The sequence below is a fragment of the Wolbachia endosymbiont (group B) of Hofmannophila pseudospretella genome (assembly GCF_964028515.1).
In the GTDB taxonomy this organism is placed as follows: Bacteria; Pseudomonadota; Alphaproteobacteria; order Rickettsiales; family Anaplasmataceae; genus Wolbachia.
On sequence record NZ_OZ034788.1, the window covers coordinates 1,486,884 to 1,506,150 of the forward strand.

General features: G+C 33.6%; 18 protein-coding genes and 1 pseudogene. 12 read left to right on the forward strand and 7 right to left on the reverse strand.

The genetic code is table 11. From position 1 onward, the window contains the following. The first annotated feature begins 5 nt into the window (after positions 1-5). A complete protein-coding gene (locus ABWU24_RS07180) occupies positions 6-296 on the forward strand; it encodes a hypothetical protein (RefSeq protein ID WP_015587715.1) in 291 nt (96 codons plus the stop codon). Beyond that, entirely contained in the window at positions 268-1,644 is a 1,377-nt protein-coding gene (locus ABWU24_RS07185) for a PleD family two-component system response regulator (RefSeq protein WP_341815996.1), read from the forward strand. The genes ABWU24_RS07180 and ABWU24_RS07185 overlap by 29 nt, the downstream gene beginning before the upstream one ends. Before the next feature lie 22 nt (positions 1,645-1,666). Here the strand turns inward: ABWU24_RS07185 and recO are convergent, their stop codons facing one another. Then, a complete protein-coding gene (gene recO, locus ABWU24_RS07190; RefSeq protein ID WP_341815997.1) occupies positions 1,667-2,395 on the reverse strand; it encodes a DNA repair protein RecO in 729 nt (242 codons plus the stop codon). 196 nt (positions 2,396-2,591) lie between these two features. Here recO and ABWU24_RS07195 point away from each other — a divergent pair, with 196 nt between their 5' ends. Continuing rightward, positions 2,592-3,119: a hypothetical protein gene (locus ABWU24_RS07195; protein WP_353274715.1), complete on the forward strand. Its 528-nt coding sequence runs from the start codon at positions 2,592-2,594 to the stop codon at positions 3,117-3,119. 52 nt (positions 3,120-3,171) lie between these two features. Here ABWU24_RS07195 and ABWU24_RS07200 read toward each other — a convergent pair whose 3' ends face one another. Continuing rightward, complete coding sequence (locus tag ABWU24_RS07200) at positions 3,172-3,510, reverse strand: outer membrane protein assembly factor BamE (RefSeq protein WP_015587711.1); 339 nt, start codon at positions 3,508-3,510, stop codon at positions 3,172-3,174. A 129-nt stretch (positions 3,511-3,639) separates the two neighbouring features. Here ABWU24_RS07200 and ABWU24_RS07205 point away from each other — a divergent pair, with 129 nt between their 5' ends. The 3 genes and pseudogenes from ABWU24_RS07205 (at position 3,640) to ABWU24_RS07215 (ending at position 5,389) form a co-directional block, all read left to right on the forward strand. Next, positions 3,640-4,629, forward strand: a complete 990-nt coding sequence (locus tag ABWU24_RS07205; protein ID WP_353274717.1) for a ribonucleotide-diphosphate reductase subunit beta — start codon at positions 3,640-3,642, stop codon at positions 4,627-4,629. Positions 4,630-4,704: 75 nt separating this feature from the next. Next, positions 4,705-5,142 (forward strand): annotated as a pseudogene (locus ABWU24_RS07210) (IS6 family transposase); the annotation flags it as partial. Continuing rightward, positions 5,132-5,389: a hypothetical protein gene (locus tag ABWU24_RS07215; protein ID WP_353274719.1), complete on the forward strand. Its 258-nt coding sequence runs from the start codon at positions 5,132-5,134 to the stop codon at positions 5,387-5,389. The pseudogene ABWU24_RS07210 and the gene ABWU24_RS07215, both read left to right, overlap by 11 nt. Here the strand turns inward: ABWU24_RS07215 and ABWU24_RS07220 are convergent. Next, positions 5,349-6,354, reverse strand: a protein-coding gene (locus tag ABWU24_RS07220; protein WP_353274215.1) for an IS630 family transposase whose coding sequence is annotated in 2 segments (ribosomal slippage) — positions 5,349-5,843 and positions 5,845-6,354 — 1,005 coding nt in all. Because the reading frame shifts where the segments join, the coding sequence is not laid out codon by codon here. The two genes, ABWU24_RS07215 and ABWU24_RS07220, sit on opposite strands and share 41 nt — an antisense overlap. A 194-nt stretch (positions 6,355-6,548) precedes the next feature. On the opposite strand from ABWU24_RS07220, the gene ABWU24_RS07225 reads away from it, so the two are divergent. Together ABWU24_RS07225 and ABWU24_RS07230 are read left to right on the forward strand one after the other, a co-directional pair. Next, the gene (locus ABWU24_RS07225) at positions 6,549-6,941 is read left to right on the forward strand and encodes a hypothetical protein (RefSeq protein ID WP_341816001.1); all 393 of its coding nucleotides are present in this window, start codon (positions 6,549-6,551) and stop codon (positions 6,939-6,941) included. A gap of 65 nt (positions 6,942-7,006) precedes the next feature. Next, a complete protein-coding gene (locus tag ABWU24_RS07230) occupies positions 7,007-7,873 on the forward strand; it encodes a hypothetical protein (protein WP_341816002.1) in 867 nt (288 codons plus the stop codon). 921 nt (positions 7,874-8,794) lie between these two features. Here the strand turns inward: ABWU24_RS07230 and ABWU24_RS07235 are convergent. After that, positions 8,795-9,592, reverse strand: coding sequence for a YgfZ/GcvT domain-containing protein (locus ABWU24_RS07235; protein ID WP_135353082.1), 798 nt, complete (start codon positions 9,590-9,592; stop codon positions 8,795-8,797). A 113-nt stretch (positions 9,593-9,705) separates the two neighbouring features. Here ABWU24_RS07235 and ABWU24_RS07240 point away from each other — a divergent pair, with 113 nt between their 5' ends. From ABWU24_RS07240 to ABWU24_RS07255, 4 genes are all read left to right on the forward strand, one after another. Further along, complete coding sequence (locus ABWU24_RS07240) at positions 9,706-9,996, forward strand: co-chaperone GroES (protein WP_006012576.1); 291 nt, start codon at positions 9,706-9,708, stop codon at positions 9,994-9,996. A gap of 89 nt (positions 9,997-10,085) precedes the next feature. After that, complete coding sequence (groL, locus tag ABWU24_RS07245) at positions 10,086-11,744, forward strand: chaperonin GroEL (protein WP_341816015.1); 1,659 nt, start codon at positions 10,086-10,088, stop codon at positions 11,742-11,744. Between the two features lie 392 nt (positions 11,745-12,136). Next, positions 12,137-13,474 (forward strand): alanine:cation symporter family protein, encoded by a 1,338-nt coding sequence (locus ABWU24_RS07250; protein WP_063630464.1) that lies wholly within the window; start codon positions 12,137-12,139, stop codon positions 13,472-13,474. A gap of 402 nt (positions 13,475-13,876) precedes the next feature. Then, a complete protein-coding gene (locus ABWU24_RS07255; RefSeq protein ID WP_353274721.1) occupies positions 13,877-16,096 on the forward strand; it encodes a hypothetical protein in 2,220 nt (739 codons plus the stop codon). Here ABWU24_RS07255 and ABWU24_RS07260 read toward each other — a convergent pair. The 3 genes from ABWU24_RS07260 to ABWU24_RS07270 form a co-directional block, all read right to left on the reverse strand. Next, complete coding sequence (locus ABWU24_RS07260; RefSeq protein WP_015587704.1) at positions 16,088-16,678, reverse strand: Maf family nucleotide pyrophosphatase; 591 nt, start codon at positions 16,676-16,678, stop codon at positions 16,088-16,090. The genes ABWU24_RS07255 and ABWU24_RS07260 overlap by 9 nt on opposite strands. Next, positions 16,675-16,911, reverse strand: coding sequence for a translation initiation factor IF-1 (gene infA / locus ABWU24_RS07265; protein ID WP_007302820.1), 237 nt, complete (start codon positions 16,909-16,911; stop codon positions 16,675-16,677). Before infA ends, ABWU24_RS07260 begins: the two co-directional genes overlap by 4 nt. Before the next feature lie 71 nt (positions 16,912-16,982). Beyond that, positions 16,983-19,154, reverse strand: coding sequence for a hypothetical protein (locus ABWU24_RS07270; protein ID WP_353274723.1), 2,172 nt, complete (start codon positions 19,152-19,154; stop codon positions 16,983-16,985). Positions 19,155-19,267 lie beyond the last annotated feature (113 nt).

Below are 19,267 nucleotides of genomic sequence, written 5' to 3' on the forward strand. Positions count from 1 at the left end.
GAAAAATGTTTAATATAGGTCTTTCAGAAATTTTAGTTGTAGCTTTAGTGAGTATAATTGTTCTTGATAAAAGTAAAGTACCTGTATTTCTTAATCTTATTAAAAATATATATAGGTATTTCTGGGTTGTAAAATCAAGAGTTAGGAAATTGTTGAAGGATACCGGAATTAAAGAATTATATGAAGAGCATAACGTTGAAAAAGTCAATTACATAATTGGTGAAGATGGCAAGCTTTATCCTACTTACAATGTAGATAGTAAAAAAAATGACAGCAAAAATCCTAGTAGTAGATGATATACCATCTAATGTTAAGCTTTTGGAGGCTCAGCTAAAAGCAGAGTACTATACAGTTATTGTAGCTTATGATGGCGAGGAGGCGATAGATTTAGTAGCGGAACAGCAGCCAGATATTATCTTACTTGATGTCATGATGCCAAAAATGAGTGGTTTTGAGGTTTGTAAGAAGCTAAAGAATGATCCCTTAACGACTTATATTCCAATAATTATGGTAACTGCGCTGCATGACACTCATGATAGAGTGGAAGGAATTAATGCTGGTGCGGATGATTTTCTAACTAAGCCGATAGATGAAACTGCTTTATCTGCAAGAATTAAGTCTCTTGTGCGCTTAAAGATGATAATAGATGAGTTGTGCTTGAGAGGAGAAACTAATGCTGAGATTGGTGGAGTAGCAGAAAGCAGTATTATGGATTATTCTAATCAGATTTGTGATGCTAACATACTTGTTGTAGATGAGGACACCTTTCAAGCAGAGCAGATACACAATGTTCTAAAGCAACGCTTCAGATCAATTAAAATACTGCACGATCCAAAAGAAGCATTAAAGGTTGGTATTAAGGATAATTACGACCTGATTATTTCTGACATGCAGTTTTCAAAAACTGACGGCCTACGGTTGTGCTCTAAGTTTCGTAGTAAAGTAGAAACACGTTATACACCAATTCTGATCCTTTCTGAAGATTATGATAAAAGCAATTTAGTAAAGGCACTTGATGTAGGTGCTAATGATTATTTAACAGTACCTTTAGATGAGAGTGAATTAATAGCTAGGGTTAATTTGCAAGTGAAACGCAAAAGGTATCAAGATGCCTTGAGAATGAATTTATTTAATAATATGGAAATGTCTATAAAGGATCCATTAACTAACTGTTATAATAGAAGATATTTTGATGCACACTTAAGAAATATTGTTAAGGATTCTGTGGAAAAAGATAGAAGTTTATCTCTTATGATACTTGATATAGATTATTTTAAGATGGTGAATGATAACTTTGGGCATAATGCTGGAGATGAACTTTTAAAGGAAATACAGAAAAGAATTTCTGAAAATATCAGAGTGACAGATTTATTAGCTAGGTTTGGTGGTGAGGAATTTGTTGTTGTAATGCCAGATACCAATGTATCAGATGCGTATACTATCGCAGAGAGAATAAGGAAAATTATTGCCAAAGAACCTTTTATACTTGTGGGTAAAAATACAACCCATAATGTAACTGTGAGCATTGGAATTTCAGCAATGCAAAGATCTGACCTCGATGATGTTAAAAAATTTATAGTACGTGCTGACAAATATTTATATAAAGCAAAAAACAGTGGTAGAAATAGAGTGGTTACTGGTTGAAGTTCTTTCAAATAAGTAGTAACTAAGATTCAAATGATAGCATAAAATTTCTCAACTCCGGAAATTTTGCATTTAACTGCAGAAATAGATATTTATTTAAAAAATACCCTGTAATTTTTAACCCTAGTCTGAATTCTTGATATGAGTAGCTATTTTGTAGGTTGTGATTGTATACATCATGCAACATCTGTGGAAAAGGTAGTAATTTATCTGCATAACAGTCACCTACTTTTTTTGACACTGCTCTACCAGTTTTTGGAGAAATAAATTGTAGATTTTCTTTCACACCTGTTACAGCACATTTTGATAGGTCTAACTTAAATCCAAGTTGCGTAAGAAGCAGAAGCTCTAAGTTAAGGTAATGACTTTGCCAAAACTGGCTATTATGTTTTATTACATCGATGAAGTGTCTAAAATTATCATACAACTTGATGCAGGATTCACTTTCTGGAAGCACTTTTTCTAATATAGACGAGAAAGAAACAATAGCAATGCTTTTTAACCTATCTTGAAAGAAATGATGAAATGGAGATTCAATCAATTCGCACTTTAAAAAACCTAGATTTTCAGGTAGCTTAGCACTCCATTCTGCATGTAATAGATTACTTATTTGAAACTTATAATTGCTATTGTTTGTTAACCTAGTTAATCCTCTGCACTTTCCATGATTTTTTGTAAATAGAGAAAGAATTAAATTTTTATCACCGTATTTTTTAACAGCTATAATAACACCTTCATCTTTCCATCTCATTTAGAGTATATTGACCATATGATATTATAGAGATAATAAAATTAGTGTAGCAAATTTGAGTTTAAGTCAACTGAAATATATTGACTTTATGTGCAATATTAGCTTTAAACCAGTAAAACAAGCTGCTTAACATATGCGCCCTCTCTATTTTAATTATATTCTTCTTTTGTCTCTATGTTGTTTTTTGCTTTTTTCAATGAAAGCCCAAACGGATGATTCGTCAGTTATTCCTATACCACAAAGAAAAAAAGAATTAGTTGAGTTAGTACAACCGAGGCAAATTATTGAAATACAGGAAATTGATGAGGGTATTCCAATTCCCAAAAGAAAAAAGGGTGTAGAAAGAAAACTAAGAGAAGACATCAAAGAGGTGAAAAATGAAATAAGAGATAAGAAAAATATTGAGAACAAAGATGATGAATTGGCTGTAACAGAAATTATTAATTCTATAAGGGATAAACTGACAGAGTGTTGGAGCATTCCTGAGGGCATAGTTTATAAAGAAAATTTTAGTATAAAAATTAACTTATTATTATTCAGTAAAGGCGAGATCGTTGTAGCCAACGTAGCAGATAGTAGTTCTTATCAAAATAATCCTCTTTTTAGATCAGCAGCAGATAATGCAATGCGTGCAGTGTATAAATGTAGCCCGTTAATTGGCTTACCTGCTGAGCATCATCACATTTGGCGCGAAGTCACGTTAGATTTTATTCTAAATAGGTGAATTTACGTTACCTAAATTAGTTACTTGTGATAAAAAATAGATCAGCAAATTTTCAATCAACAACAGCTAAAGACCTTTCTGCAACGTTGATTTCTCTTATATCTGTAACTTCGTCATTCTGATTAAACGAAATTTGCAGAGACTTACTACTGTACTTCCTTTTTCCCAAGAAGTTAGCTTGTTTAATTTTATATGAGACATAGTACCAAACATTTTCGTCGAATTTTGATACTAATGTTGGCGATCCTAAAGTATGAACCACTTTTTCTCTATCATCACCTACTTTTATTTTGCTCCACAGTTCAACATTAATGCCAGGAACTCCGTGATTATGGATAGTGTGCATGCAGCCTACTGAAAACAGTAAAACAGAAAATATTAATACTCGCATTTTGTCAATTAATTATTTGAAATCATAATACACTGATAAACTATCTGTCGTCAAATTTCAAAAAAGTTAAATTGACTGATTCTCAATATCATTTAATATAATATTTACTTCAAAATAATTAGGTACCTTATGTCATTGCTAGAAGCAGATCCAATATACAAGCCTTTTAATTATCCTTGGGCATATGATGCATGGTTGCAGCAACAAAGGATACACTGGATACCTGAAGAAGTCCCGCTTGCTGATGATGTGAAAGATTGGAAAACTAAACTTTCGAATGTAGAGAAAAATTTATTGACCCAGATTTTTAGGTTTTTTACTCAAGCAGATATTGAAGTAAATAACTGCTATATGAGGCATTATTCAAATATATTTAAGCCAACAGAAATATGTATGATGCTTGCAAGCTTTTCCAATATGGAGACTATACACATTGCAGCTTATTCATACCTTCTAGATACGATTGGCATGCCAGAAAGTGAATATCAAGCATTCTTAAAATATGATGCTATGAGAAAGAAGTATGAATACATGTTAGAATTTGAGGAAAGTAAAAAGCACGATAAAAAACATGTTGCTAAAACTTTAGCAGTATTTGGTGCCTTCACTGAAGGATTGCAGTTATTTGCATCATTTGCAATTTTGCTCAATTTTCAACGGTTTGGAAAAATGAAAGGTATGGGGCAAATAATTGCTTGGTCAGCACGTGACGAAACCTTGCACACCAATTCAATTATCAATTTGTTCAATACATTTATTAAAGAGAATAATGAAATTTGGAATGACGAGTTCAAAGAAGAATTATATTCTTCATGTCGCACTATTGTTGATCTTGAAGATGAATTTATAAGTCTTGCTTTTGATTTAGGAGATGTTGAAGGGCTATCTGCAGAGGAAGTGCGCAATTATATACGTTACATAGCAAACAGAAGGTTAACGCAATTAGGTCTTAAATCTATATATAATGTTAAAGATAACCCTATTCCGTGGCTTGATGAAATACTAAATGGCGTGGAACATACAAATTTCTTTGAAAATAGAGTAACAGAGTATAGCCGTGCAGCGACTCAAGGCACTTGGGAGGAAGCTTTTGCTAAAAACGATACAAAAAGTGAATAGCAGTAACTTCGGTTCTGTCGCATTTGTAGGGAAGTAGAAAGAAGAATGATATAATTGTCTAAAAATAAAGCAAAGATGTTTCGTATCAATCAAAAATTATTGCCATACTTCAAAGGATTTAGCTTTTCAGCGATGTTATCTGTATACATGAAATGTCGATTCTCTTTGAGCTATCGAGATTTGGAAGAAATGATGAGTATAAGGGGAGCAAAAATTGACCATGCTACGTTACAAAGTGGGTTATCACCACTGATAGATTAGGCAGTAAGGAAAAGAAAGAAGCAGGTTGGTAGTAGTTGGAGAGACCTACATTAAATTAAACGGTAAATGGGTTTATTTATATAGAGCACTATTGGTAATACTGTAGACTTCCTCTTGTGTGTTAGTAGAGACAAGTCTGCAGCACTTGCATTCTTTCGTAAAGCCTTCAGGAGTAACTATCTTCCTGAGAAAATTGTCATTGATAAAAGCGGCAGTAATACTGCTGCTCTTGATGATTTGAATGCAGAAATTTGAGCAATGTATAACTTCAAGGCGCAACACTGCTGATACACCATTTTTAGTGATTGGGCAGAGAATCTCTGTTTACGACATCTTTGGTTATTTGGATAAAAAGTCAGAGAGGCAGTTTGAAAAGATCATCATTCCAGCAGTGCTAGAAGATGGCACCAGCATTGATGAAAACAGACTGCCGATGGAGGAGCTAATACCAAAATCCATTACTGACCGAACAAATAAGAAACATTACAAACTCGTTTAATAGTAGTACTGGAAATATTGACAATAAAATTACACAAAACATCTTCAAGTAAACCTATGGTATCGTAGATACTATTGCGTAAAGTATTGTATTTGATATATTGCCACAACCTTTCAACAGGATTCAGTTCCGGTGAATAAGGAGGCAAGTATATGATGGTAATGTTTTCCTGAATTTTCAAACTTTTTGATCTATGCCAACTTGCACAATCCATTACAAGAAAGGCTTCTTTCGTGCCTAAATCTTTCGACATCTGCTCCAGAAATATATTCATACAATCAGTGTTTACATATGGAGCAAGTAGGCTAATTTTCTTACCACTTCTTGGATTTACCGCACTGTAGATATAGAAATTTTGTCTACCAATTTTCATTTTAACCTGTGTTCTGACCCCTTTTTTAAACCATCCGTGTCCGATTTTTGAATGAGTTCCAAATCGTGATTCATCAAAAAAATACCTCCTTTTCAGGGTGGGAATTGACTATTTTATTGAAGTATTTTTTAAACTCTTCTTGCTTGTTTTTATCTTGTTTATGGTGAATTGGCCTCGGTGTTATGTAAGAAAACTTCATCCTTTGTATCTCACGGTGCACTGTTGATTTGCTAATGTTTAGGCCAAATTCCTCTGAGATTTTTATTTGCACTTCCTTAATAGTAATATTTGGATTTCTTTCTACCCATATTTCAATTTGCTCACGTTGATTTTTGTTTAATTTGCTTTTTCTTCGCCGCTGAGACGGGGAAAATAATCTTTCTACTCTACCAAATTTTAGATGCTTTATCCATTCAGTCAAAGCAGTCCTTGAAATTTTACATATTCTTGCCACAGCGCTTATACTACTTTCTTTTCCTGCTATCACCGCTTGTAACTTTTTTGAAACATATGCGTTATTTCTGACCTTTTTTAACATTTCTTTCGCCAAATTTACAACTTTTTCGTCTAATAGTTTTGACCTTAATGCCATTTATACCTCTCTATTTTATCTACTTTAGTATCACTTCTTTCCCATTATTGTCTATCTGTTCTTTATATAGTGGGAATTGGTATAAGAATTAAGGAAAAGGCAGAGCCTTATGTCTATCAATCGCAATATATGCAGGATCCTCCAGAGCCTAAATGGCAAATATTTAATGAAAAGATAGGCTACATGGAGTAGTCGTGGAAGAACACGGTATAGGGTTTAAGGTGATAGCAGATCTAAGGACGTTACTGCCAAACACACTCATTTTAGGCTCAAGAAGAACGAGGTCAAAGATGGAAGTGTTTCAATCTTGTAGTCAGTTTGTTGAGCAAGGTCATATCTTTCTTGAGAAAGCGGAAAGAGATTTTCATTATTTAATCTTCGACGAATTTGAAAAGATTCATACTGAAACTGAGTTTACCGATGATATAGCTGATGTCCTCAGTGAATTTATCATGTGGTTTCCTGAAAAAAACCGTCTAGGGATACCTTGTCCTGACGATATGTATAATCATAAAGTGTTAAAGGATAACGCTGTCTCTGTGAGAGCAAAAGCACCTTTTTCTTGTTTGAGTGTTTGTGATACTTAGTTAAATTCTTGACTTTATTATTTAAATATATCATAATTAAAGTATATTTTTAATAGGAGTTTGATATGCTAGCACGCGAAAGTTTAGACGAAAAACAACTAGAATTATATTCTAGGTTAGAGCTTGACATGAAAATTTTAAATAATAAAATCGAGTATGAATTTGAAGATGCTTTAGACGAAGATTTATTACCTCTTTTTACGGCAATTAATGATGAAGGCTATACACTTATTGGAACTTTTGAATCAGTTGATATAACAAGATTTAGAGAAGTTTTGAATGAAGTGCAAAAGCGGGGTCTTCTTCAAGACATTGTAAAAGCAAAGATTTTATCTTCTAAAAATCAAGATGAGGTGAAATCTATTTCACTGATTGAATACATTACGGATCCTAATCGCAAATCTTCGTTAGATTTTCTACATGCAATTCAGGGAAGTTGTGGATTAGAATCATTCTGGAAAGTTATATCTGAAGATGATCGTGAAAGGATTAAAACTAAATTAAATGAAGATGAACATAAAGACGTGCTAGATGAAATCAATCGAATTGAGGAGATCAAAAGTGAGGGAGTACAAATTGATAATACGGCAGATGACAATCTATCTGAAACTAGCTTAGCTAGTGATGAAAGTACCATAAATAGTAAAAGTAATTCAGCTAATGAAAGTGAGTCAAGGAAAGATGCAGCTAATAAAGCAATTGTCGCTGGTGCTATTTGTGGTGTTATAGCTGGATTAGCAGTTGGTGGTGGGCTTTTTGCTGCTGGTGTTGCATTACCAATACTGGCTCTAATTGGCATAGCGGTAGCTGCTGCTGTACTCACTGGACTTGTTGCTGGTGGTATTACATATAAAATGTCAAATCCTAGTGAGAAGATAGATAGCGTTGATACAGCACAAAAAGTTTCTCAAAAGTCAGAAATAACAGCGTAATTAAGTAGAAGGAAGAAGAAACTTCTTCCTTTTCTCCAAATTTTTTAAGGTATCTAGATACCCTTAACAGGATTTTAGATACCTTGTCTTACGATATATATAACCATAAACTCGCACAAAAGCACCTTTTGCTTGTTTTAGTTATTCACAGAATTGTTAATAACTAAGTTGATAACCTAGTAGAGTACATAATTTTACATTTCTGAGTACTTTGGAGATCTATAATAAATATGATCTCCAAATACTAATATATATATAATTGAGAACAAAAAAACTGTGGATAACTCTGAAAAAGATCAAAAAAGGCATCAAAAAGAATATGATTAGATTGAAATATTTACAGAAAAACTTACCTAATTGGTAAATATCTCAATACTTTTTAAAAAAAGACAAATAAAGGGCTATGTTAGAACTAAAAATTGAAATTTTAAGTGTTTTTAAAGTAGCAATTTAATCTTAAAGAGGTACTTTAATAGTTCCTTTTAAGTACTAATCCGGAGGTTCGACAGGTTGTTGTTTAAAAGATTGATGAATGTTTTTATTAGTATTGAAAATTACATAATGTGTATTATGGAAAATATAAGAAACACACGCTTTCAGCAAGAGAAAATTCAATTTTTGCTCTTCTCAAACAGCATAAAAAAGTGCCTGTTGAACTCCCAGATTAGCATCCAAAAACACTCAAGTATTACTTTAAGAGTATTTAAAATCTTAACTTAAAGACCATTCCTTATCACAACTAAAAAAGATTAAAATTGATATAATTTTTTAGAGTTGTCCACTTTATTATGAATCTCCGAAGTACTCATAATGCGTAAAATATGTATTTCTCTGGGTTATCAACTGAGTTATTCACAATACTGTGGATAACTATCACAAACATTTAAACAAGAAAAAGGGGCTTTTACTCGAATAGATATTTTATAACGTCTTAATGCTAACTCCACCGACATATAAATTTGCGTGGCTTTTTCCAGTATTAAGCAATGCAAGTCCAATATTGTCGACACTAGAGCGTAGTTCTCCTACTTCTTCATTATGTTCACTGATTACTTTAGTGCCAATATTTGGAAGTGCATTTTTTCCCTCAACAAGGTAAAGTTTCCTTCTGAATTTTTCTTGTCTGCTCATTCGATTTACAACTTCCTGACCTATATAGCACCCTTTATTAAAGCTTATACCATTTATCTTATCGATTAAATATTGCAGCGGAAATGATGAATTTTGCACCATATCTTTTGCTCCATCTGGGACAAGGTTTTTAATTCTAACTTTTTCATACTGAATAAAATCTCCAACCGGTTCTTTTATTTCATCTTCATGTATGATCCTCATTCCTAGTAGCTTGTGCCTTGGATCTTGAAAAATAACTTGTGACTTACTACTACACTCCGCCAACTTAGCATCAAACAAAACTCCAACCTTATATAGTGCACTAATGTCTTTAATCTTCACTCTAAGGTAAGTTTTGAGCAAGTCTAATTTTTCAATTATTTGCTGTAGATGGGCATTTTCACACTCCAAATAAATATATTTATCATGCTCAATGAGGAAAAAATCGTACAGATATTTTCCCTGAGGGTTGAGTAATAAAGAGTAAATTGCCTGCTGGCTACTTAATTTATTAATATCATTTGTTATAACACCCTGAAGAAAATCTCTCGTATCTGGTCCGTATAAAGATATTAGACTACGGTTTGCTAGCGGTATGTAACCCATAAAACTTCTGTTCAAACCTTAAATTATACACTTTTACTAACTCCAACCCTTGAAATGTAACCTTTAGATGACTACATAGAATTGTAGGTTAATCTATTAATGAGGAAACATAAATGTCAAGTGTAAATTTAAATGTATTAGATGATAACGTGCTAATAAAGCCTATTACTGAAGAAAAACAAGGTGGAATTGTACTACCATCAAGTGCTGAAAAGAAGCCTACTAAAGGTGAAGTTATAGCAATTGGTGGTGGTTCACGCAACTCAAGCGGAGAGCGTATAGCTTTAACTGTAAAAACTGGTGATAAGGTTTTCTACAGGCAGTGGGCTGGAACAGAAGTAGAGCATGATAATGAAAAGTATGTCGTGATGAAGGAATCAGACCTACTTGCTGTTATCAAGTAGGTATTTCTATTTTACTAAACTAATGCGCTATATAGTGCATTATGTATTTTAATATTCTAAATTTTTTATTAATTTAAGGAGTGATAAAAATGGCTAACATAGTAGTATCAGGCGAACAGTTGCAAGGAGCCTTTCGTGAAGTTGCAGCAATGGTTGACTCAACGGTGGGAGCAACTGCAGGGCCTAGGGGAAATACAATAGGAATTAGCAAGCCATATGGTGGACCAGAGGTCACAAAGGATGGCTATAAGGTAATGAAAGGTATAAAGCCTGAAAAACCATTACACTCTGCGATAGTAAGCACCATTGCTCAAAGTGCTTCTCAGTGTAATGACAAAGTTGGTGATGGTACCACAACATGCTCAATACTGACTAGCAATATGATAATGGAAGCTTCAAAGTCAATTGCAGCTGGAAATGATCGTATTTGTATCAAAAATGGAATACAGAAGGCAAAAGATGTGATATTAAAGGAAATTACATCAATGTCTCGCACAATTTCTTTAGAGAAAATGGATGAAGTTGCACAAGTTGCAATAATTTCTGCAAATGGTGATAAAGATATTGGTAATAGCATTGCTGACGCTGTTAAAAAGGTTGGAAAAGAAGGCGTCATCACTGTTGAAGAGAGTAAGGGTTCAAAAGAATTAGAAGTTGAACTTACAACTGGTATGCAGTTTGACCGTGGTTATCTCTCTCCATACTTTGTTACAAATAATGAAAAGATGAGCGTGGAGCTTGATGATCCATATTTGCTGATTACAGAAAAAAAACTTAATATTATTCAACCTTTACTTCCTATTCTTGAGGCTATTTTTAAGTCTGGTAAACCTTTGTTTATCATTGCAGAAGATGTTGAAGGTGAAGCATTAAGCACTTTAGTGATCAACAAGTTACGTGGTCTAAAAGTTGCTGCAGTAAAAGCTCCAGGTTTTGGTGATAGGAGAAAGGAGATGCTCGAAGATATAGCAGCTTTAACAGGTGCTAAGTATGTCATAAAAGATGAGCTTGGAATCAAGATGGAAGATTTGACTCTTGAAGATCTTGGTACTGCTAAAAATGTTAAAATCACTAAAGACAATACCACAATTGTTAGTGAAGACAATAACTATGACAAACAAAACAGAGTAAATGCTAGAATCAGCCAAATTAAATCTCAGATTGAAACTTCAACCTCTGATTATGATAAAGAAAAGCTGAGAGAGCGTTTAGCGAAATTATCAGGCGGCGTTGCTGTGCTAAAAGTTGGTGGAGCAACCGAAGTAGAAGTAAAAGAACGCAGAGATAGAGTTGAAGATGCACTTCATGCAACAAGAGCTGCAATTGAAGAAGGGATAGTTCCAGGTGGAGGAGTTGCACTTCTTTACGCTGCATCTGCTCTTGATAAGCTAAAAGCTTCAAGCGATGAAGAGCAAATAGGTATCAACATTGTCAAAAAAGTTCTCAGTGCTCCAATCAAAAGATTGGTTAAAAATGCTGGTCTTGAATCTGCTGTTATAATTGACTATTTGATTAAGCAGAATGATAAAGAGCTTATATACAACGTTGAGGCTATGAACTACGCTAATGCATCAACAGCTGGTGTAATTGATCCGGCAAAAGTAGTTCGTATTGCTTTCGAAACGGCAGTGTCTGTAGCAAGCGCACTTATTACTACTGAATCTATGATAATTGATCTACCAAACAAAGAAGAAAATGCTTCATCACCTATGGGTGCAGGAGCAATGGGCGGAATGGGTGGATTCTAAGTAAACAAGAGCCTTGGAGCAAGTTGCTCCAAGGTATCTTTCTAGTTCTAAAAAGTCTTACATTTATAAAGGAAATAAATTTGTGATTTTCTATGCAAAGCCACTACTATTTATATTTGTTACGTCTCTTTAATATTATAACTGCTTAAAAATAAAAAAATAATATATGAAAGTTATAATTGCTAGTATATTTGTATTAGCATAATATTATATTAACAAATGGTTTCGCATAAAAAATTTAGATCCCAGTGTCACGCACTGGGATGACAAGAAAGGAGCGCTAGGATGACAGAAAGGGGTGCTAGGATGACGGAAACGAAGTCATACATAGAAAATAGGTTAGGTATTTTCAACTTTTGCTATATACTCGAGTAAAAATCTCTCTTTTACAGATGGATACAGTAAAGTTTGTTTTATTACTGCCAACAATACTACTCATACTAGTTGCTGGTGTTTACCTATCGGTTAAACTAAAATGGTTACAGGTGTTTAGACTACCGTATGCCGTTTCACTTATTGGAGCTAAAAGAGGAGAAAATAAATTTTCTTCTATAGCCGCCCTGTTTACAATCTTAGGAGGAAATTTAGGAGTAGGAAACGTTTCAGGCACTGCTGTTGCTCTAAAAACCGGAGGACCGGGCTCTATTTTATGGATGGCAATAATTATTGTTATCACTTCTGTAATAAAATATGTTACTTGTTTCCTAAGTATAAAAGCTAGAAAAGAAAAAAATGGAAGGTTTATAGGTGGGCCTGTAGCCTACATGACTGATGCATTTAACTCTAGAAAAGCTACAATTGTGTTTCTAGCGATTATGATCATGGCTTCAATAACAGTTGGTAACCTTGTTCAGGTAAACTCTCTATCAATACCACTCAGCATGGTAGATATACCTGTAGTCATCGGCGGCATTGTAATGGCCATAATATTTTTTGTTGTTGCAGCTCTTAGCTTAAAAAAAATTAAAATTTTTATATCGGCTATGATACCGATAATGACGGTAAGTTACCTTACACTTTGTGGTATCATATTATTTAAGTTTAGCGAAAATATTCTTCCTTCTCTAAAACTAATAACAAGCAGTTTTTTTACAACTAGTAGCTTTACATCTGGTTTATCTTTAGGTTTTATTTTAGAAATGTTGACTATTATTCAAGTAGGAACTTTGCGAGGTATTTTTGCAACAGATATAGGGCTTGGTCTTGAAGGGATTGTGCACTCTTCAATTGTTCCTAAGAAAAACAACAATAAATTTATCATTGAACAGAGCCTCATTACAATAATATCTCCTTTTATAGTTGCACTTATAGTGTTCATTACAACAATGGTACTGCTTGTCACGGATTCTTGGATTACTGATTTAGAGAGCACTAACATGTGCATTTTTGCTTTTAGAAAAGCTATGAATTGGCCCTATACTGACTATTTAATTATGGCTATAATGTTTTGTTTTGCCTTTACTACTATCTTTACTTGGTTTTTTTGTTCAAAACAAACAATACGCTATGTATCTATGGATAATAAATACACTAAAATCTGGACTGTAGTTTTTACCTTAATCATTCCACTTGGTGCAATCGGTGGAGTTAAGTTACTCTGGGATATCGCTGATATTTCAATTGCTGCTTTGCTGCTCATAAACATACTTGCTATACTCAAGCTCACTTCTCAAGACCCAGAAGTATTTACTATGAGTAGCAAATACTTGAAGTTGCAAAAACAGAGCTAAAGCAATATTTTAAGTTGTCATCCCAGTCTGTAATCCAGCCTTTCATGAACTTCATCAAAAATGTTATGTTTTAACATAATACTTTTATGCTCACTAACTGAGTGCCACTGGATCCCAGTGTCAGCTACTCAAATGACATACTTTTTGGTGAAAATTACTCTTATATTACAACGTTTGTAGTTATGAATTTGACTATAGGATCAAGTCTAGAAAAATCTAGATTCCAGACTGGAAAAATCTAGATTCCAGACTGGGATGACAACTTAAATTGCTTGATGTGAACATAAAATAGCTCATGTCATCACGTTATCAATACAACTTCTTTAATAAAAACTAAATCAATTCCCGTAATAATTGTACTAGCTAAGGCTAAAAGGCAGAGGGTTATTAGTGAGGGAAAATATGAATACTCAAAGCACACAACAATATCATGAATTCATTCGAGGATTTTTTACTTTATTCGATGAAATAAAAAAGGAAGACGACCCAATTTATAATTCCAGAGTCGGTTTTAATGCAGTAAAGTTTCTAATAAAGCACCCCATCTGGAATTTGGAGACAGATGAAGACAAAAATAAAGCTTATGAAGTTATTCTTCCAGAGCAGAACAAGATAAAGAAAGCTGAACAAAAGCTTGAAAGTGAAGTTAAAGCAAGGTTAAAAGAGTATGTTGATGATATCGTAGGAGTTTCAATATATGGCGATCACGCAAGTATTACACTGGTAGATGACAAAAAAGAGTTTAAAATCAGCGAGTTTTTAAATAGTGACTTTTGTCAGAAGAAAGGAATTTCGGGATTTTCAACGCTGCATAGTGATGGAAAGAGCGGAATGCACGGTTTTGTTGCCGAAGAAGGAGAAAAAAGAATAAGGCATTATGTTGTAACCGATGGTTCATATGAAATGACTTTGAATTGGTATGACAAAAATGGAAAAAAATGTACTATCAAAATCAAGATTGATAAAGATGGTGTAGATCTCACTGAACGTAATGGTGTTACTGAGGAACAATTAAAAGCAAATACAGATGTAAAAATAGGTGGCTTATTCCTATATCAAATACAATTCAAGGAGAAAGGACAAGAACAAGAGAATCAACAATCATCTGAAACTTTCATAGAAAGTGATATTAGTAAAGGTATTGGCGTTCAAGCTACTCAAGATCAAGAAGTTGAGTTTAAGCATGCAACGACTAGCACTACAAATTCTAATAACGCATCTGCTAAAAAGATTCCACCATCACTGCCACCTAGAGCTAGTTCATTACCTAATAATCAGAAAAAAGATGAGTATCAGCCAATACGGATTAATAGTAGAAATAACTACAATTCTCCATATTCTGATGCTTCTTCAAGCAGTACTATTTTCACCAAGTCTGTAATCTACAATCAAGATAATACACAAGAGGATGAACGGTATGACAATCCTACATTTGCTACATTTGGACATGCTGTACCTGGAAGCCGAAAATCAGATGAAAGTGAGCAAATATCTAATAATCGACAAAAAGGTACAATTTTTGATCCTACAGCTACTGAAAGCGCTGCAACAGCACAAGACGTTGCATTCAAAAAAGTTAAAGAATCACGCAATACTGGAAATAAGCAACCACTAAATGATGTAGCTTCGATTCTTGCATGGAAAGCAAAAAATGAGTTATTACGTAGTGAAAGTGAGTATGATGAAGAATTTTCTGACTTCGAAGATGGTTGGATCGATAACGAAGATGAGTATATAACGCTTTCAAATCCTCAATCAGATTATAAACAAGAAAAAGATTATCTTAGCACTAAGGAAAACGAAGAAAGAGGAAACGATAAACAAAAAGAAACCGAACAAGAAAATGAATCTCTAGAATACAACTCAACAGACATAAAAACAAACGATTCGGGCTATTCATCTCCAACTCACTCTAATCATGAAAAATCTCGAGTAAATTCTGGACAGTTAAAAGCGAGCCTAATGAATGTTGAACAAAGAGATGATACCCTACTTACGGAATTTACCAGTAAGTTGGGTAAAGAAACTCAGAAATTCCTGCTAAAACCAGTAAATCAAAAGAAAATGAGTGGGCAAACAAAAGAACATTTATTAGCAGCTGGATTGCTAAAAGACAATGCAGCGGAGAAAGAAATAAACGACTCAGGTTACTCATCTCCAACTTACACTAGCCACGATAATTTTCAGATAAATCCTGAACAATTAGAGAGGAAATTAGAAACCATTGAACCAAAAGATACATTGGAAAAATTGAATAAAGGATTGAGAGAACCTTCACACCAGGCTACTAAAGATTTATTCTCAGAAAGTATGTTGAAAGAAATAAAAGAAGGTAAAAAATATGACCCTGTACGTAAGTTATTAGAAAGAAAAGTGGCAGAACAAGAAAATGATAATACTAATCTGACTATAGACAAAAATAGTGAACTATATAAATTGCTAGAAAAAGATGCAGTACAACTGAAAGCTGGAATAGTAGAAGAGGAAAGAAAAGATACTTTAACAGAACGCAATGATAATCCTGATCGCAATAGAATTGCATTAGCAAACAAGAATAAAAAATTACTTTGGATTAAACGTATTGCTGAGCAACAGGAAAAAGATGATGGTATTTCAATATAGGCAAAAATAATTACTTAGCAAGCAATGGGTTTCATGTAATGGTAACCCTATTACAGAAGAGTATGAGCCACGTAAAAATAATACAAACATTCCTGCAAGACCTTGTATGTTGCACCCCCCTGCCCTGTTTTTCCACTCTTCTGATGCTAAATAATATTTAATTTCTTGTTCGCTGAGACGCTTAAATTTCACTATTGTAACTACAGTCCTAATATGCTGTTTAGATTGATCAGGAGTTAATAAACACACACTGGTGTATACTCTATGCCTTCTTCCTGATAACAAGCGAACGCATTTTTCTGCTTGCTCAACGTTTTCAGCTTTGAGCAGTATCCTTCTACCACAAGCAACAACTGTATCAACACCAAGCACAAAGTAATTTGGATTTGCACTTTGTATTTTCTCGGCTTTACTTTTTGCCATACGGATTGAGTAATCTTTTGGCAGCTCTTTCTTCAAAGGTGATTCATCTGTATCTGCTGGCAAAACCAAACCTGGCTTAATATTTATTTGTTTTAGTAAGGCTACTCGCCTTTCTGATGATGAAGCAAGAATAAGATTATCTAGAGATTGTTCTATCACTTGAGCCTTTTTATTATCCTACCCTTTCTTGCATTCCTATCATAAATACTCATCTCAACTAACACTCTATCGCCTATAATGATACGTATTTTACTTCTTCTCACTCTTCCTGATACATGACAGATAATCTCATGTTCATTGTCCAGCTTCACTCTAAATTCTGCTGCAGGTAGTAAAGCAGTTACTGCCCCTTCCACTTCAAAAATTGTTTTTGATTTGTCTTCTTTTATCATTGTCGTATTATAATTTAATAATCTTTTTCAGTCTACTATAGATTTTAAATTATTATCAATACAAGAGATTTTTATACTCTACTTGAGTATTGCTCTTGCAACTTAACTCCAATCATCTCCTTAACAATGCAAGAGGAAAGCGAGCTACCTACGCTTCTACTCTCTGCTACCTTCTCAATAGAACTTATGTTAGAAGATGAATCATTATCACAATTTTCCTCATCGCTATCAAGTCCACTATCAAAACTTGAAGATCTGGATAACTCTGTCTTCTTTTGTGAGGCACTATCAGGCTCACTAAAAACGTTTCCTGCTAGAGTATAAAATTGATGATTGAAGCTTCTTTGTTCAATAGAACTCATGTTAGAAGATAAACCATTATCACTACCATATCCGCCATCAGAGCTTGAAGATCTGAGTAACGTCATCTTTTCTTCCAGTGGAACACAAGACTCATTATTAGTCTCATTAAAAATATTTCTTGTTGGAGTATAAAATTGATTATTTAGGCTTCTTTGTTCATCAGCATGAATTTTTTCTTCCAGTCCATCAGCTATTTCTACAACTTTATCATCCCATTCATTCTCACACTCTAGCTTGCTTCTTAACTCTTCAACTTCCCATGCTAGTTTGCATATCCCTTGTTCATAAGATTCCAGTTGTGCTTTATGCTCATCTTTCAACTCTTGCACTTGAAGTTTTAAATTGCTTATATAATGCTCCTTTTCCTTCATTATGTGTGCTGCTTCTTTTAATTTGTCTTCTAACTCCTTCTTTTCTGTATTAACATCTTTTAGCTTACCCTCTAGCTTTCCTTTTGCTTCACATACATTTTTAAGTTCTTGTGCTTTCTCTTGTAACTCTGCTAACACACTTGCTAACTTTTCATCTTTTTGTGCCAGTTCAGTTTGCAATTCTGTGTTTTTTCGCTCTTCTTTTCCAAAACTGTTTTGTAAATCAGTTATTTGTTGTGAAGCAACTTCTGGTTTTTCAGTGTGCTGTAAATTGACTTCCAATGCATTGCTATTAATAGAAGGAGAAGAAGGAAGGCTATTATCAGCATCAACTTTATGATCTAACTTCCCCTCTGGTTCCTTACCTTGATAAGCCACCATAGATTCATTGTAAAAATTAATAGGAGTAGCCCTATCCTCTTCTAGTGATTCCATTACAGCATCATATAAGGAGAGACCTTGAATATATAATTCATCGTTTTGCTTTATTAATTCTAGAATCTCCTTCGATGACACAAAATCTTCACCATCAAATTTTAGTACTTCAGTTATGCCATCACTACTCACATTCATAATCATGGTACACATTCCGGATCCATGCTTTACAGGCCAAGTGCTTGTCATTTCATAACATGCACCTTCTTTAAATTCATAATATCTTTTCTTATCTTTTTGATGAGCGTGTATTTCATGTTTTTTATTGCAATAGATATTCAGTTCTTTAATATCTTTCTCTTGCTGTAAAACTTCACTAATCTTTGTTGGCTCACTCTTATCGTAATTAATAAGGTTAATATTCAAAACTCTATGATCGTTACCAGTTTCTGTGTAATAAGCTTGAAGCTCTACGTCTTTCTTCTCAAAATATTTACTTGCAGCTTTTTTTCCCTGCTCTGCCAATTCTATGCATTTATTTATATCTTTCTCAAAGCTCTTATTAGCAGACTCTGTTACTGCTTTATCTATGTACGTTTGTTTGAAATCTCTATCGTTTATTAGGTTATAAAAACTCCACTCATCCCCAAAAGCCCTCTGCACATAAGTGAAATTCTTTTTTTCCTTTAGTTTTCTTAAGAACCATACCTTTTCTTTAAGATTTTTCAGTTGAAAGCTTATCCTTGCCTTTACACTAGAGTTTTCTGCGGGAATACTAATTTCTTCTAATTCTTTAAATAATTTATTATCTTTTATAATTGAGTAGCAAAACTTCACAATAGCAGAATTTGCAAACGAAGGATCTTTTTTTATACCTTCATCAAGAATTTCTTTAAAATGTGCAAATTGAGGTAGAACATAAAAATTTATTATTTCTTTTTCTGATCTCGTTTTATTAGCATGAGAGATATTATCTAATTGTGAATATAACTCTTTGAATGTATGGTAGATAAGTGTAGAGTAATAAACTTCCCTATTCAGTGAAGTTGGTCCTATACAAAAATGCTTTTCAAATTGATCACCTATTTTTCCTGCATCTACTGCTTTATCTCCCTTAGTCAAACCTGCAATCATAATACGCCTCCTTTAACTATGTTTATATTATAACAATCAACATGTATTTAAGAAAAATCACACTGCTCACTGTGCGTTTACACTGCTACTTTGCATAATAGATTGCTTGAAGT